Source organism: Pedobacter sp. T50_32 (genome assembly GCF_057652195.1).
The window spans coordinates 205,150-219,594 of sequence record NZ_JBYFBY010000003.1; the positions used below are offsets into that span (position 1 = coordinate 205,150).

Consider the following 14,445-nt stretch of genomic DNA (forward strand, 5'->3'; position numbering starts at 1 on the left):
ATTTAAGTAGATTATTAAACATTAAGAAGTTAAGGAAATCAAGATTCTTCTTACTGTTAACTTTTCCTAATTCCTTAATGGTTACTTGAAAACCTCTTTTTTCATTCTCTCAATACGTTGCTCTAACTCTTCAGAACTCATATTTGCTCTCAAACTATCTACTTTAATCGGAAAAGACAAAGGTGTAAAGCGTTTCGGATAAGTGATAATGATGTTACTTTGCTGTATTCGATGCAGTGCAGCGGCCAAACGCGGCTCTTCCAATTGCTGATAAAATACTTCTTCGTATGCTTGTCGTAAAAGTAGATTGTGTTTATCGAAATCATTAAAAACGTTAAAAAACAGCCCAGCACTAGATTGTAGGTGTTTATTTTTTACATACTTTCCGGGATAGCCTTGAAAAACTAGGCCAGAAATACAAGCAATATCCCTAAATTTTCGTCTTGCCATTTCTGTTGAATTGATACTTAGCGTAATGTCTTCAGCCAAGTTTTTAGGCGAAAACACCTCGTAAGCAATACTGTCATCCATCGGGATTTCTGTATCGCTTAGTAGCTCGAAACCATAATCGTTCATCGCAATGGAGAAGGTAATTGGCACCAATTTGCTCAATCGGTAAGCAACTAGTGCCCCTAAAATCTCGTGCACCAACCTTCCTTCAAACGGATAAGCAAACAAGTGAAATCCCTCACGGTTGTTAATCATTTCAATCAATAATTCATCGCTTTTAGGCACATGAGAACGCTCCTGCTGCGTTAAAAACAGCGGATAAACAACATCTAGCTCCTCGTCTTGATGGGTTTTGTCCAACACTTCATTATATTTTTTACGCAAGACGGCACCTAAATTTGATGAAAGCGGCAACCTACCGCCCAACCAACTCGGCGACATGGCTTTCTTCTGCTTACTGCGGCGAACGATCACGGTCATATCTTTAATCTGCACAAATTCCAATACGCGTCCAGCAAGAATGAAACTATCGCCAGCTTTTATTTTTGAAACAAAATACTCTTCTACCATGCCAATGTAACCGCCGCTTAAGAATTTCACTTTCAGCATCGCATCACTAACAATGGTGCCTATATGCAGGCGGTGGCGCATAGCGATTTGCCTACTTTTTACTTTCCACAGCCCATCTTCATCTTTTACCACTTTTTTGAACTCGTTATAGGCAGTTAGGCTGTCGCCACCAGAGGTGATAAATTGCATTGCCCAAGCCCATTCTTCGGGCAACAACTCTTTAAAGGCATTAGTTTTGATGATCTCTTGATAGATGACTTTGTCGTCGAAACCATCACCTACGGCCAATGTTACTAGATATTGAATTAACGTGTCAAAAACCATGACAAAAGGTTCGCGGCTTTCTATATTGTTCTCTCTAGCAGCCTCCTTAATGGCAGCTGCCTCTACTATTTCTAAAGCATGGGTAGGCAGGAAAAATATTTTAGACACCTCGTGTGGCGAATGACCAGAACGACCAGCACGCTGTAAAAAACGGGCGACACCTTTGGGAGATCCAATTTGCACCACCGTGTCTACTGGTTTAAAATCGACCCCTAAATCTAAAGACGAGGTAGCAATTACTGCTTTCAACAAGCCATTGTGCAGGCTATCTTCTATCCAATTGCGCAACTCAAAATCTATAGAACCGTGGTGTATAGCAATTCTTCCAGCTAAATCTGGTTCGAGATCTAGTAGATACTGGTACCAAATTTCTGACTGTCCACGGGTGTTGATGAAAATGAGCGTAGTTTTACTTTGGTTGATAATAGGCAACAGCTTATGTGCAAGTTTCAAACCTAAATGTCCTGCCCAAGGCAATGTTTCAATGGTATCTGGTAAGATGGTTTTAATCTCAATCTTCTTTTCTAACTGAGCCCTTACTATGATTTTCTTCGCTTCATCTTCTGGAACAATTACATCCAATGCTTCTTGAATGTTGCCAATGGTTGCAGAAATACCCCAAACCCTTAATTTCTGCTCTCCGCTTGCTTTTTGTAAGCCTTTAATTCTTGATACAGCAAGCTCCACCATTACACCTCTCTTACTGCCCAAAAGTTCATGCCATTCATCGGCAACAATACATCGTAGGTTTTTAAATAACGCTGTCGATCCTTTCTGCGCCAGCAACAAATGCAAACTTTCTGGCGTAATGAGTAATATTTCGGGCATTGCCTTTTTTTGCTTTAGCTTTTCTGCCTGCGAAGTATCTCCATTACGGACACCTACATACCAATCTAAACCAATTTCGTCTAACACTTCCCGCATTGCCCTAGCGATATCTTTAGCTAAAGAACGTAGAGGAGTTATCCATATCAATTGCAGGTTTTTAACTGGTTTTGGTTGATTTAACTCTTCAATAACAACAGCTAGAAAAACTGAAAATGTTTTTCCAAATCCGGTAGGTGCATTTACCAAACCGCTATAGCCATCTAGGTAATATTGCCAAGTGTCCTTTTGAAAGTCAAAAGGCTTTCTTTTATCGGCTTTAAGCCAAGCAATTATTTGTTTATAGCCTTTTGTTTTTTGCATGTATTGTATGTTTCCGTCATTGCGAGGCACGAAGCAATCTCTGTGGCTGTAAAAAGCTATGGTTGTAAGATTGCTTCGTGCCTCGCAATGACGATTTGGTTTTATTCTACAACTGGAATTAACGCCCTCAAATCGTCCAATGTATTAATTTCATCTGCCTTTTTATCCTTTCGCCAACGGGCGATACGTGGAAACCGCAAAGCCAAGCCAGCCTTGTGTCTTTTACTTTCGGCAATACCCTCAAAAGCGATTTCGAAAACCAACTCTGGCTTAACGGTTCTTACCGGACCAAACTTTTCGATAGCGTTCTTATTTACAAAACTGTTTACTTCCTTAATTTCTTTATCGGTTAAACCAGAATAAGCCTTCGCAATAGTGATCAACTTATCGCCATCGCGTACTGCAAAAGTGTAATCGGTATAGAAATTTGCCCTACGACCACTACCCTTTTGTGCATAAATCATTACCGTATCTACAGTGTAAGGGTTGATTTTCCATTTCCACCAATCGCCGCGTTTTCGCCCTGCGTGGAAAATAGAATTCATCTGCTTAAGCATAATGCCTTCGCTGTTCAGTTCTCGAGCTTTTTCTCTAATGCTAGCTAATTCATCCCAAGTTTTAAATTCGATAACGGGAGATAAAACTACCACGCCTTTGGTGATCAATTGAGTAATGAGCGTTTCCAAAATCTTCCTTCTTTCCGCTAAGATCGTCGTTCGTAAATCGTTCGCTTGATACTCCAAAACATCGTAGGCAAAGAAACCAATTGGCGCATCTTCTAGTTGACTTTTGTTAATCGTCTTCCTGTTCAGTCGTTGCTGTAAAGTACTAAATGATAAAACGTTTCCATCTCTCACTGCAAGTATCTCTCCATCTAAAACAATCCCATCTGGCAATTCATCTTTTAAAAAATGTAGTTCTGGAAATTGATCGGTTACCAGTTCTTCGCCTCGGCTCCAAATAAACAATTCGCCGTTTCTTTTTACAACCTGACCACGGATGCCGTCCCATTTCCATTCGGCTTGCCAAGCGCTAACCTCACCTAAGTTTTCTGGTTCAGTATCTAAGGCATAAGCTAAACAAAATGGATAAGGCCAAGAATTATCCGTATTTACGTGAGCTCCAGAAGTGAGTTCATTATAGGTAATTTCATTTGGCTGCCATTTGCCCATAATACTGTGCATAATCTTATTGGCATCTTGTTGGCTTTGTTTGGCAATGGCATTCACCAGCATTTTGTTAGAAACACCAATGCGAAAGTTCCCAGAAATCAGTTTATTGAAGATGAAACGCTCTTGAGTAGCCAAACTGCTCCATGCCTGAAGGATGTAGGCTTTCTTTTCTTCATCGGTCTTACCGTTCAGTTCAGCTAATTCTGCTATCCATTGGTGCAAAGGTTTTTCTATATTTTCTTGTGAGGGCGGTAAAACCAAGGCAATGGTTTCACTTAAATCGCCCACGCTGTGGTAACTTTCGGTAAACAACCATTCGGGAATTCCGCTTAATTCAATAGCCCATTGCTTAATCAATGTTGTCGTAACAGGTCTTTTAGGTCGTTTGCCAGTAAACATAGCGATTACGAAAGGCTTGTCGCGTTCGTCAGCTTCGCTAAAATAACTCACCAAGGCTCCAATTTTATCATTAGTCTTGTTGCTTAGCTCTAACTCTTGTATCAATTGCGAAAAGCGCTTCATAGACATTTATAGTTGTTTTTCTTCTACTTTTTCTTCCGCTTCTTCATCGCCGTATTGTGTTTTTACTTCTTCAGCATATATGCCAATTTCGTTTAAATAGCGGCTAAAAATGGCGGTGCTTCCATGCGTAACCATAACTTTTTCTGCTTCTGTAGCTTTAATAGCATTTAATAAGCCTGGCCAGTCGGCATGATCACTCAAAGCAAAGCCAGCATCTGCACTGCGCCATCTTCTACCCGCCCTTACAGCCATCCAACCGCTGCAAATACCAATTGCCGGGTTTATTAAACTTTTTACCCATTTGCTATCGGATAAGGCTGGAGGAACAATCACAATACCTTTTTGTAGTTCGTCCTTCTTAATTTCTGCCGTAATTTTGGTTGTAGCTGGTAAATCTACACCTACGTTTGCAAAAGCTTCATTGAGGTTCGCAATGGTTTGATGCACAAAAATCTCACAATTGGCATTCAGATTTTTAATCAATCGTTGTGCTTTGCCCAAGCTATATGCTACCAGCACACTGGTTTTGTTTTTTGAATGATTATCGGCAATCCAGCTGTCCATATTATCAAATATCACTTGCTGAGGTTGCCAACTGTAAATAGGCAAGCCGAAAGTACTTTCAGAAACAAAAGTATGGCATTTTACTGGTTCAAAAGCCGTACTTATGCCATCAAACTCTGTTTTGTAGTCGCCAGAAACAACAGCAATTTCGCCTTTGTATTCTAATCTAATTTGTGCCGAACCAATTACATGACCAGCAGGAAACAGGCTTAATTTAACACCATTGATATCGATTTGCTCGTTGTAAGCTAAAGTCTGTACATTATCGTACAAGCCGTATCGCGTTTCCAAAATGGGTTTGGTTAAAGTGTGGCACAGGTAACTTTTATTTCCCCACTTGGCATGATCTGCATGACCATGGGTAATTACAGCTTTTTCAACCGGTCGCCAAGGATCGATATAAAAATCGCCCTGCTTACAATATATACCTTTGTTTGTAAACTGTATAAGTGCCATGCTGTGTATAACGATTATAGCAAATGATAGTTTTAAAAAAACATTTTGCTACAATAGATTTCTATAGCAAGCTTTTATAATGCCTAAGCTTCTCTTGTAGAATTGTGTTAGATAAATAAGCCAAAAATATAGTGTACATTTCTAATTATGTATTCGAAAGTCTGTTTGATCAGAATGGGTAGTTTTTTAGGAAAGATGAGTAAACTTTACCAATTGGTGTTCTAAATACTTGATTTTATTGGGAACAAACATTAAGCTCAACATATTAATCAATACCGAAGACAATAAAAATCAATTTCTTAGCGGCTTTTTACCTATATAAGCGCTATACGTAAAAACACCTGTATTGACATGTTTCTAAACTTAGGTTGTCATCTATTGTTATATTGAGACCTTAATTTGTTGGCGAATATGAAGGAAAACTACGAATCTGACCATACGTTGTTAAATGATCCAGCACTTTTTCAAGGGATAGCCGACGCCGCTCCTGGCATGCTCTATGTGATAGATCTTAGAGGCATGAAGATGGTATACGCAAATGAGAAGGTGTTATCGTTATTTGGTAAATCCTTAGCGGAACTAGGTAGTATGGGGCCTCGCCTATTTGATGAGTTTATTTTTCCAGAAGACAGACCCAGGTTTGACGCACATATTGAAGAGCTGCTTTCGGCTTCGCATGGAGAGGTTAAAGAATTAACTTTCAGATTGCTCAATACTGAAAGAAAGCCAACTTGGGTACGTACCAAACGCACTATTTATAAACGCGACAGCAATGGCAATCCCACACATGTCATCAGCGTTTCGCAGGATATTTCTAAAGAAGTAGAACTTCAGAAAATTAGACAGGAACTTGAGGAAGAGAAGAAACTTTTTAAGGAAGAGCAGCAGCTGGCCATTTTTAGAGCAACCTTAGCAACCCAAGAAGAAGAAAGAAGACGAATGTCTGAAAGTTTGCACAATGGATTAGGACAGTTGCTTTATGGTATAAAATTAAATCTAGCGGCATTAGCACTAGAAGATCCTGATACATTTTCGCAAACACGTAGCTACGCACAAGATCTGCTTGAAGAAGGCATTAGGGAAACTAGACGTATTTCGCATCAGTTAATGCCTGCGGTATTACATGATTTTGGCATTAAGGCAGCCATAGAAGACATTTGCCAAAAAATGCCCGGCATTGCATTCTCCTTAGAATTTGAAGGCATAGAACTACTGGTTCCTAAATATATTGAGTTGGCTATTTTCCGCATTGTTCAGGAATTAGTGCTAAATATGGGTAAACATGCCAAAGCCACGGCTTGTAAAATTATCCTCAAAATAAATAAAATGGAGATAAATATCGAGGTATGTGACAACGGTGTAGGCTTTAATCCAAAAGCAGAGCAACCTACAGGTATAGGTTTGAGTTCTATTAGCAATAAAATCTCTTTGCTAAAAGGTCAAATGAATATTGAAAGCAGAGGCGCTGGAACTACAATTCATATTTTAATACCTCATACAAACTTTAGCAGAGAATTTTCGTAAAAGTGTGAGCTGCGCAAACAATTGCGTTCGGCTAACCGTTATTAGCCCATAACATTATTAGGCAGCACATGTCAACACCGTCTACTAACCAACAAAGCGCAAAAAGAACTAGATTAACTAGAATTATTTTAATTCTGGTTCTTGGTGCTGTAATTGTCGCACAAGCTATTTCTGGCTATCGCTTACACGAACTTTCAGAAAAACAAGAGCAACTAAAGGCAGATTATGCCGAAATGAATAGCATTAATTTAGGGCTTTTCTCTATTTCACAATGGCAAGACAAAATTGAAAGTATTGTAGTAAAGCAAACAAGAAGTCTGCGATTGAGCCCTAAACAAAAGCGAGAGTTACAAAAAGAAATTGAAGCAGTAATTGTTGCGCTTATCGATAAGGCAGAGCATTTGGTAACTGGATCGAAAAAGAAATCGTTACGTGGTAAGATTGCAAAGTTTGCTGTTAAAAATTTCATTGATGTAGATACTATCAAAAAACAAGTACCTGGAATTGCAAGAACCATCATTGGAAAGGTAGATAACCCACAAGCAAAAAGGCAATTGGGTGCCATGGCTTTAGCTAAATTGGATGAACTTGATGAGATTGAATACGTTGATAGTGCCTTAACGGCCAATGCGCAAAAGGTTAATGAAACTTACAAACGTTACAACGTTTCTGGTCCAGAGCATTTTAACGCTAAAATAGAAACAGAGCTACGCAAAATAAACCGTGCTACTTACGCCTACTGTATTGGTATGCTCGCTGGTATCGTTATATTTTTACTTGCTTGGGGTTTTCTGCGCAAACGCAAAGAATTGTACGCAACCTTGTTTATACTCTCATTAGTAATGGCCTTCATTTTACTGACCGTAGGTTTAACGGCATCGATGATTGAGGTAGATGCTCGTATAGGTGCTATGGATTTTGTGCTACTGGGTCAGAAAGTAACCTTCGTAGATCAAGTGCTGTTCTTTCAATCTAAGAGTATTTTAGATGTAGTACTAATTTTAATCGGCAGCCCAGCCATTGATTCGATTTTAGTGGGTGTATTGATTTTGGCTTTTAGTATCCTTTTCCCAGTGATGAAATTAAGCGCAACTGGTATCCATTTGTTGGGAAAGAGAAAATTGGCTGAAAATAAAATCATCAAATATTTCGCCTTTCAATCTGGTAAATGGAGCATGGCCGATGTGATTGTAATTGCAATTTTGATGGCTTACATAGGTCTCAACGGCTTGCTCGAAACACAACTAGCACGGATGGATATTCCAGCAAATTCGTTGACAATGCTTTCTACTCATAACACAGCCTTGCAACCGGGCTATATCATTTTTATCGCTTTTGTTCTTTTTGGTTTAGTGCTTTCTACCATATTAAAATCCATCAGTAAATATAACTGCGATTAGAGAATAACAAATTGACAATAAAAAACATACATCAACTTAAATAAATATAACCTTGAAAACAGAAACGTCGCAAATGAGAAAATATATTCCAAAGTTCCTTTTAGTATTAGGAATGGGAATGCTATTGGCCGGTGCTTGTCATTTCGGTCTTAAACTCTACCGACTTTCTGCGCAGCAAGAACAACTTAAAGAAGATTATTCTACAGCAAACAGTATCACCTTTGGTATTTTCTCACTCGATTTGTGGACAGAAAGACTTTCTGCTATTGTGAATAGCAAGATTAAAGGTTTCGAGATTACCCCACAGCAAAAGCGGGAAATGAAAAGTGAAGTTGAAGAACAACTACACGGCATGATTAATGAAGTGGTTAGGGAGTTTGAAAAACCACAGAAAGGTATTGGTAATAAACTCAAAAAATTCGCTTTTAAACAACTGGTAGACCCAAAAGAGCTTCATGCTCAAGTCCCTTCATTTGCGCAAACCATTATTACCAGAATTAATTCGCCACGAGCAATAAAAAAGCTAAAAGGCATCGCGGCTACCGAATTTAATGAGCTGGCAGAACAAACTTATGACAGTACAGCTACTGCACAGCAAAAAATGACGAGTTACTTATTTCAAAAATATAAAGTAAATAGTCTTGAGGCTTACAATACGAAGTTAGATAAACAGCTTGCAGAAATTCGAAATGTTACTTACGATTATGCTTATGCAATGCTTGGTTGTGCGCTTGCTGCATTGTTGGTATGGCTGCCATTTCGTAAGCAACCACATTTGCATAATACACTGTTTATAATGTGTTTATTGATGGCACTGGCATTACTTGTTGTTGGCTCTACTGTTTCGATTATTGAGGTAGATGCAAGAATTACCTCGTTACAACTAGAGCTATTAGGTGAAAAGGTGGTGTTCAGCAACCAAGTCTTATTTTATCAATCGAAAAGTATTTTAGGTATTGCGGAAGTGCTTATTGCACAACCTAAACCAGATGCAGTTACGGTTGGAATTCTAATTATACTATTTGTCATTACCCTGCCTTTGTTAAGGATGGTAGCACGAGGTATTCACCTACTTTGCAGACCTTCCCTATCAGAAAATAAAGTGACGCATTACCTTGCCTTCGAATCTGCAAAATGGGATATGTCTGACGTAATGGTGGTGGGTATCGCAATGACTTACATTGGTTTAAATGGTATCCTCAAAAGCCAATTAAGCGGTCTAAACATGAAAACTGATGTATTGAGCACGGTTACCGCAAATTACAGTTCGTTGCAACCTGGCTATATCATTTTTGTAGGTTATGTAGTGCTTGGCATTGCACTTTCGTATCTCCTTAAAACGATGAATTGCGGCCCACAAAAAAACATCAATACCGAAAATAAAACAGTTGCGTAATATAACCCTTAAGTCACTTTAATTTCTGCCTCATTCATTCGTTGTAATAAGCCAGCCATAAGCTCGCTCTTAAAATTAGACTCGTTATGGATGTTTTCTACCCAAGCCAAAACCTTAAGTTCCACGTTGCCGGCAGCAATACTGTTGATCAAAATTTCGACAGGGAGTTTAGACATTCCGTGCTCAGTTTTAGCCACTTGTTCCTCAATTAGCTTCTTCAATACATTCAAATCGGTATCTACCGGAACTTTAAACAAAAACTCCGACTTCACGTAATCGTGACTTAATGTCCAATTCACCAGTCTTCCAGAAAGTAAATCACCATTGGGTATAATAACTTCTGCACCTTGTTGCGTCACCAATCTGCTAGAACGAATACCAATATCTTTCACCCTACCCTTTTTATCCGCCAATTCTACAAAATCACCTATCCGGAAAGGTCTTTCGAAGATGAGGATGATACCAGAAACGAAGTTGTTAACGATATTCTGCATACCCAAACCGATACCAACGCCTAAAGCACCGAGCACCACGGTAAGTCTATCCATAGGTAAACCCGAAGCGGTGAGCGCCAATAACACCGCTAGCACGATGATGATAAGTCTTACTAAAGCAACCTTAGAACTTTTATGTTCAACTTGTCCTTCGTAGCTTAAATTACCATCACCAAATATAATAGGAACGTTCTTCTGCAGTTTATTTGCCAGATAAATAATCACCACAAAAAGTAAAATATTGCCCAAAGTAAAATGAACACTGCCAAAAGTACGCTCTTTCGCCAACACAGCTTCAAAGAAATTCCATGCGGCATTAGTGAGGTTCATGTTCACGAAAAAAACAATTACCCATAGTAAAAGAGCAACCCAACGCAGCACTTTTTTAGCCGATGCACGAACGCGTACATGTTCCACACGAGAGAAAATACCTTTGCTGCAAGAACTTATTTTCAGTTGTAACTCTAGCGCATCTAACAATAGTTGCACCCAAACGGCTAAGCCAATTAACTGTATCAAGCCTACCAATCCTGTTAATGCAAATGCTTTGGCCAAGCTTAACCTGCCAAATATATTTAGCAACAAAGCAAGACAGTTGAAAATGACGAAGATGATCACTACCGCTCTCGTATATTTCTTCGGAAATTGCTGGATTTTCATCATTCGGAACATCCTTACACCCATCACCACAAAGAATACGTTTAATGTTAGCAATGCCAATCGTTGCCACAAACTATCGCTATTGATACTACTTACAAAAATCAAAAGCGCAAACGCGAGTATCAATTGTAACCATCCCTTTAATTGCTGACTCGGTAAAATCTTCCTTAAATGTATTGTGATGACCAACATCAGCAAAAGCTGCGTAAGTTCAATGTAAAGCGATGGTGAGCCGGTTTCGAACAATGGAACAATACTTAACCCGACAATTAAAGTGGCCAAAATTGGAAATGGCTTTAAATAATTGAATTGTACTTCTCCAATTTTTCTTTTAACTGCCGCTCTTTGGGACAGTCTAAAATTACGGTGTACCCAAATAAAAAATGCCAATGAAAACAGGATGGTTAAAAAACGTTTGTCCCAGGTTGTTTCCAAAAAGAAGGACAATATTTTCTTCTGGCCTTGATAAGAAGAAGCCAACTGCGACCATAAACCTTCCCCCGGAGATTGCCAAGAGGTTTCCCACAACAGTGGAACCTCACGTCCTAAAGCCACTTTTCCAGAACGCTGCAAACCATCAGTAACTTGGTTTTTCAAATCGTTAACTGTGATATCTAGCGCAGAAACATTGGCCAATAGTTGCCCTACATCATCGAGGTTTTTACCTGTAAGATTGCCAGTTTGCTGTAGTCGTAATTTAATGTCCTTCAATTGTGCTTCGTACAGCCGTTTTTCTCCTTCCTTTGCAGAAACTTCTAACACAGTATCGTTACTTAAAGCTACTACTTGGTCTACCATACCTTGTAAACTATTGCTGCTTTTGATCAGGGCATTACGTAATCTAGTTAGTCGTTCTTGCGCATCGTTCAAAAGTAACTCGTAACTCTGCAAATTTTTAGCATCTATCTCTTTGCCTTTTTGACCAAGATCTAATTTTAAAGGTTCGATGTCATTTTTAATGTTTGATACCGCATTCGAGATTACTTCTAAGTTGTAACCTTTCTTATTTGCGGCATTAACTTCGGTAACAACAGATTGTGCTTTTTGGATTTTAAAAAGCAAGGTGTCAGGAATAGTTTTGGCAGAATCTATGGTTTGCGCTTCTACCTTAAAACTTGATATAAGTAGCGTAAAAAAAAGAAAATAAAAATGGGATTTCGCAATTCTCAACATCGATATAAAACTTGATAAACTATGAATAACAGATTGTAAGCCATTGAAATTGTATCTATGGCACACAGTTAATAAACCGATGCAAACGCCTAAAGTTTGATGATAGTTACCTTTATACTTGGCAAATAAGTATTAGCGATACAAATTAAATTTAGAATTTGATGCTATTCGCTAAGATGAAACCATGAAATGATACAAATTAAAAAGGTCGATAGCAGTTAAACTATCGACCTATATTTATACACGGCAACGCCGATAAAAGTTAAAGTAAGCCATAAAGTCCATCACGTGGATAGAGATAAAATGGCTTTGTAAGGTTATTACTTTTAGTAGATTTTACTTCTAATGGAGCTTCAATTTTCGCTTCTTCATTGTTAGAAAGTGTAGGAAGGATAGCAACTGGCGCATCTTGCTGTAAACTAGAAATTTCTCTGTTCGTTGAATTCGTTGACATCGTGACTGAAAATTTTAATTGGAGTTAAATAACGATCTAGGGAAAATCCTTTGCGTTACGGTGATAAAACACAAGCTTTAGAAGTTTGTTTGAATATTTTCCAATTAAAATTAAGCAGATTAAATGTTTCCTCAAGCCCCTGTCAATAGCAATAATTGCATCGATGATTTTTGCTATTCGGTTTGTCTAATTACATCTGTTACAACCAGGTCTAGTTCTTTCGCCGAATTGATCAGATAGCTCAGTAGCTTTTGGAAATCGTCATCGTCCATCACGCCATCTTGCAGTAATTCAGTAATTCCCATGATTTGAGAAAGCGGATTACGTATTACGTGCGACTGCATGTAGGCTATCTCTCTCATCTTTTTATTTTTTCTCGCGATTGTTGCCATGTAACTAGTTTCGGCGGTGATATCTCTGATGATAGCCACCCTCACCGACCGACCATCCAGTTTAATTGAGTTAACGTGAATATCAGCCATAATCTTACCTCCGTCCTTGGTCCTATGGCTGTCTACCTGATGTGCATTTCCATTGTTAAGTTTATCCCTAAATTCGGCTTCCGTACAATTTGCAACAAGGTTGATGTTAATTTCTAGGAACTCTTGTTTAGAATAACCATACAACTGTATTGCAGCTTTATTTACATTAATTACCCGAAGACTTACAGGATCATAAATTAATATGGGGAACGGATTGAAAAAAAACAAGCTCCTATAATGCGTACTAGATTCCTGTAAAAGCTTTTCTTTAATTGCTTTTTCACTAACCTCCTGCCTAAGCTTTGACGCCAGTCTCTCAGCTTTTTCCATTGCCTTTTCAAAGCCATCTGTAATTGATAAAATTACTACTACGATTACCAGATTAACAAATATGATATTTAACGTAAAAAGTGCCCAACGGCTAGACATATCACTATTTGAAATATTCACTTTGTGCATTGGAAAACCTTCCATTTGCGCTATTGTAAAGGCAATACATATTACCGCATTTATTACCACAGAAAGGTAAGCAGCTCTCTTGTTAAATAACAATGTTGCAATAATACTAAAGACCAATAAATACATTGTACCTAATGTTAAAGAATACAACGTAGAAATCTTCATTAAAGAAAACGCGACCAAAATTGCCATTCCAAAGATCTTTTTTGCTTGTATCTTCAGTTTTTTACTAATGATGACAATAACGATAGCGATAAAGGAGATTACATCTACCAGAACTGTTTTGTAATGCCCATCAGCATATTCTATGGCTACTGCAGCAGTAAGTGTAATAAGACCAATAGGTAGTACGAATTTGGCTATTTCGGTAAAGAACTTATCTTTCCAAATCTCGGTTCTGCTACGATCAATACGCTCTGACCGCGTCCTGTCTTGTATGAAGTTGATATAGCTGTCCCATAATTTATTGATGAGGTCTTTTGAAAATATTGAGCGTTTTTTCATACCAGTGATCTATCGTAATATCTTGAAAGGTAATTTAACTTTGACTAAGTTTCATCTTTAACAGTGGATAATTCATACCCTGTCCATCCTTCTCTGTTCGTTTAAAAACTTCGAACCCCATACTACGATAAAATTCCAGCGCACTACTATTCTGTTCATTCACATCAACCAGTTTTGCATCGAGCACATCTATTGCGAAATCCATAAGTTTACGACCACATCCGTTTCCAAAATAATTTGGATCTATAAAAAGCATTTCAATTTTGTCGCCTTCAACACCAATAAAGCCTACCATCAGGTTTTTGGACATCAGACAATAAACACCAAAATTATTGAAGTCTACGCCGCTCATTAATTTGCTAATCACTTCAAAGTCTCTTCGGTCTAAGAAATCATGCGAAGCCAAAACAGATTTTTCCCATACTGTTAAAAGTTGGTTGCGATAACTACTAACAAAAGGTTTTATCTCCAAATCATCTGTTTCAATTGGCTGCATAAATTCATATCATGTGTTGGTTAGCGTTTAAAGTTACAAATTGTGCGAAAGAATCAAAGCTTGTCTTACAGAACACACATTAAGATAGACACATTCAATCAACTGCACTAATTTGAAATTGGTTGGCGTGTCTTATATAAATCATCGGGATCATCTG

10 protein-coding genes are annotated in these 14,445 nt (G+C 38.3%); 3 read left to right on the forward strand and 7 right to left on the reverse strand.

Annotated features, from left to right (window positions below):
- Positions 1–81: 81 nt before the first annotated feature.
- The 3 genes from AC23ME_RS11695 to AC23ME_RS11705 all read right to left on the reverse strand — a co-directional run bounded on the left by AC23ME_RS11695 (position 82) and on the right by AC23ME_RS11705 (position 5,246).
- The gene (locus AC23ME_RS11695) at positions 82–2,532 is read right to left on the reverse strand and encodes a ligase-associated DNA damage response DEXH box helicase (protein WP_487727953.1); all 2,451 of its coding nucleotides are present in this window, start codon (positions 2,530–2,532) and stop codon (positions 82–84) included.
- 101 nt (positions 2,533–2,633) lie between these two features.
- Positions 2,634–4,226: an ATP-dependent DNA ligase gene (locus tag AC23ME_RS11700; protein ID WP_487728310.1), complete on the reverse strand. Its 1,593-nt coding sequence runs from the start codon at positions 4,224–4,226 to the stop codon at positions 2,634–2,636.
- Between the two features lie 6 nt (positions 4,227–4,232).
- The gene (locus tag AC23ME_RS11705) at positions 4,233–5,246 is read right to left on the reverse strand and encodes a ligase-associated DNA damage response exonuclease (protein WP_487727954.1); all 1,014 of its coding nucleotides are present in this window, start codon (positions 5,244–5,246) and stop codon (positions 4,233–4,235) included.
- Between the two features lie 411 nt (positions 5,247–5,657).
- Here AC23ME_RS11705 and AC23ME_RS11710 point away from each other — a divergent pair, with 411 nt between their 5' ends.
- From AC23ME_RS11710 to AC23ME_RS11720, 3 genes are all read left to right on the forward strand, one after another.
- A complete protein-coding gene (locus AC23ME_RS11710; protein ID WP_487727955.1) occupies positions 5,658–6,770 on the forward strand; it encodes a sensor histidine kinase in 1,113 nt (370 codons plus the stop codon).
- Positions 6,771–6,838: 68 nt separating this feature from the next.
- Positions 6,839–8,170, forward strand: coding sequence for a paraquat-inducible protein A (locus AC23ME_RS11715; RefSeq protein ID WP_487727956.1), 1,332 nt, complete (start codon positions 6,839–6,841; stop codon positions 8,168–8,170).
- A 73-nt stretch (positions 8,171–8,243) separates the two neighbouring features.
- Entirely contained in the window at positions 8,244–9,566 is a 1,323-nt protein-coding gene (locus AC23ME_RS11720) for a paraquat-inducible protein A (protein WP_487727957.1), read from the forward strand.
- Positions 9,567–9,574: 8 nt separating this feature from the next.
- On the opposite strand, the gene AC23ME_RS11725 is transcribed toward AC23ME_RS11720, so the two are convergent.
- The 4 genes from AC23ME_RS11725 to AC23ME_RS11740 form a co-directional block, all read right to left on the reverse strand.
- The gene (locus tag AC23ME_RS11725; RefSeq protein ID WP_487727958.1) at positions 9,575–11,893 is read right to left on the reverse strand and encodes a mechanosensitive ion channel domain-containing protein; all 2,319 of its coding nucleotides are present in this window, start codon (positions 11,891–11,893) and stop codon (positions 9,575–9,577) included.
- 262 nt (positions 11,894–12,155) lie between these two features.
- Positions 12,156–12,347, reverse strand: coding sequence for a hypothetical protein (locus AC23ME_RS11730; protein WP_487727959.1), 192 nt, complete (start codon positions 12,345–12,347; stop codon positions 12,156–12,158).
- Positions 12,348–12,520: 173 nt separating this feature from the next.
- The gene (locus AC23ME_RS11735; protein ID WP_487727960.1) at positions 12,521–13,792 is read right to left on the reverse strand and encodes a PAS domain-containing protein; all 1,272 of its coding nucleotides are present in this window, start codon (positions 13,790–13,792) and stop codon (positions 12,521–12,523) included.
- A gap of 34 nt (positions 13,793–13,826) precedes the next feature.
- Positions 13,827–14,288, reverse strand: a complete 462-nt coding sequence (locus tag AC23ME_RS11740; RefSeq protein WP_487727961.1) for a GNAT family N-acetyltransferase — start codon at positions 14,286–14,288, stop codon at positions 13,827–13,829.
- Between the last annotated feature and the right edge of the window lie 157 nt (positions 14,289–14,445).

Bases quoted from the DNA above. Each gene is read 5' to 3' on its own strand.
- AC23ME_RS11695 (WP_487727953.1), bottom strand. From the start codon at position 2,532: ATGCAAAAAACAAAAGGCTATAAACAAATAATTGCTTGGCTTAAAGCC.
- AC23ME_RS11700 (WP_487728310.1), bottom strand. From the start codon at position 4,226: ATGAAGCGCTTTTCGCAATTGATACAAGAGTTAGAGCTAAGCAACAAG.
- AC23ME_RS11705 (WP_487727954.1), bottom strand. From the start codon at position 5,246: ATGGCACTTATACAGTTTACAAACAAAGGTATATATTGTAAGCAGGGC.
- AC23ME_RS11710 (WP_487727955.1), top strand. From the start codon at position 5,658: ATGAAGGAAAACTACGAATCTGACCATACGTTGTTAAATGATCCAGCA.
- AC23ME_RS11715 (WP_487727956.1), top strand. From the start codon at position 6,839: ATGTCAACACCGTCTACTAACCAACAAAGCGCAAAAAGAACTAGATTA.
- AC23ME_RS11720 (WP_487727957.1), top strand. From the start codon at position 8,244: ATGAGAAAATATATTCCAAAGTTCCTTTTAGTATTAGGAATGGGAATG.
- AC23ME_RS11725 (WP_487727958.1), bottom strand. From the start codon at position 11,893: ATGTTGAGAATTGCGAAATCCCATTTTTATTTTCTTTTTTTTACGCTA.
- AC23ME_RS11730 (WP_487727959.1), bottom strand. From the start codon at position 12,347: ATGTCAACGAATTCAACGAACAGAGAAATTTCTAGTTTACAGCAAGAT.
- AC23ME_RS11735 (WP_487727960.1), bottom strand. From the start codon at position 13,792: ATGAAAAAACGCTCAATATTTTCAAAAGACCTCATCAATAAATTATGG.
- AC23ME_RS11740 (WP_487727961.1), bottom strand. From the start codon at position 14,288: ATGCAGCCAATTGAAACAGATGATTTGGAGATAAAACCTTTTGTTAGT.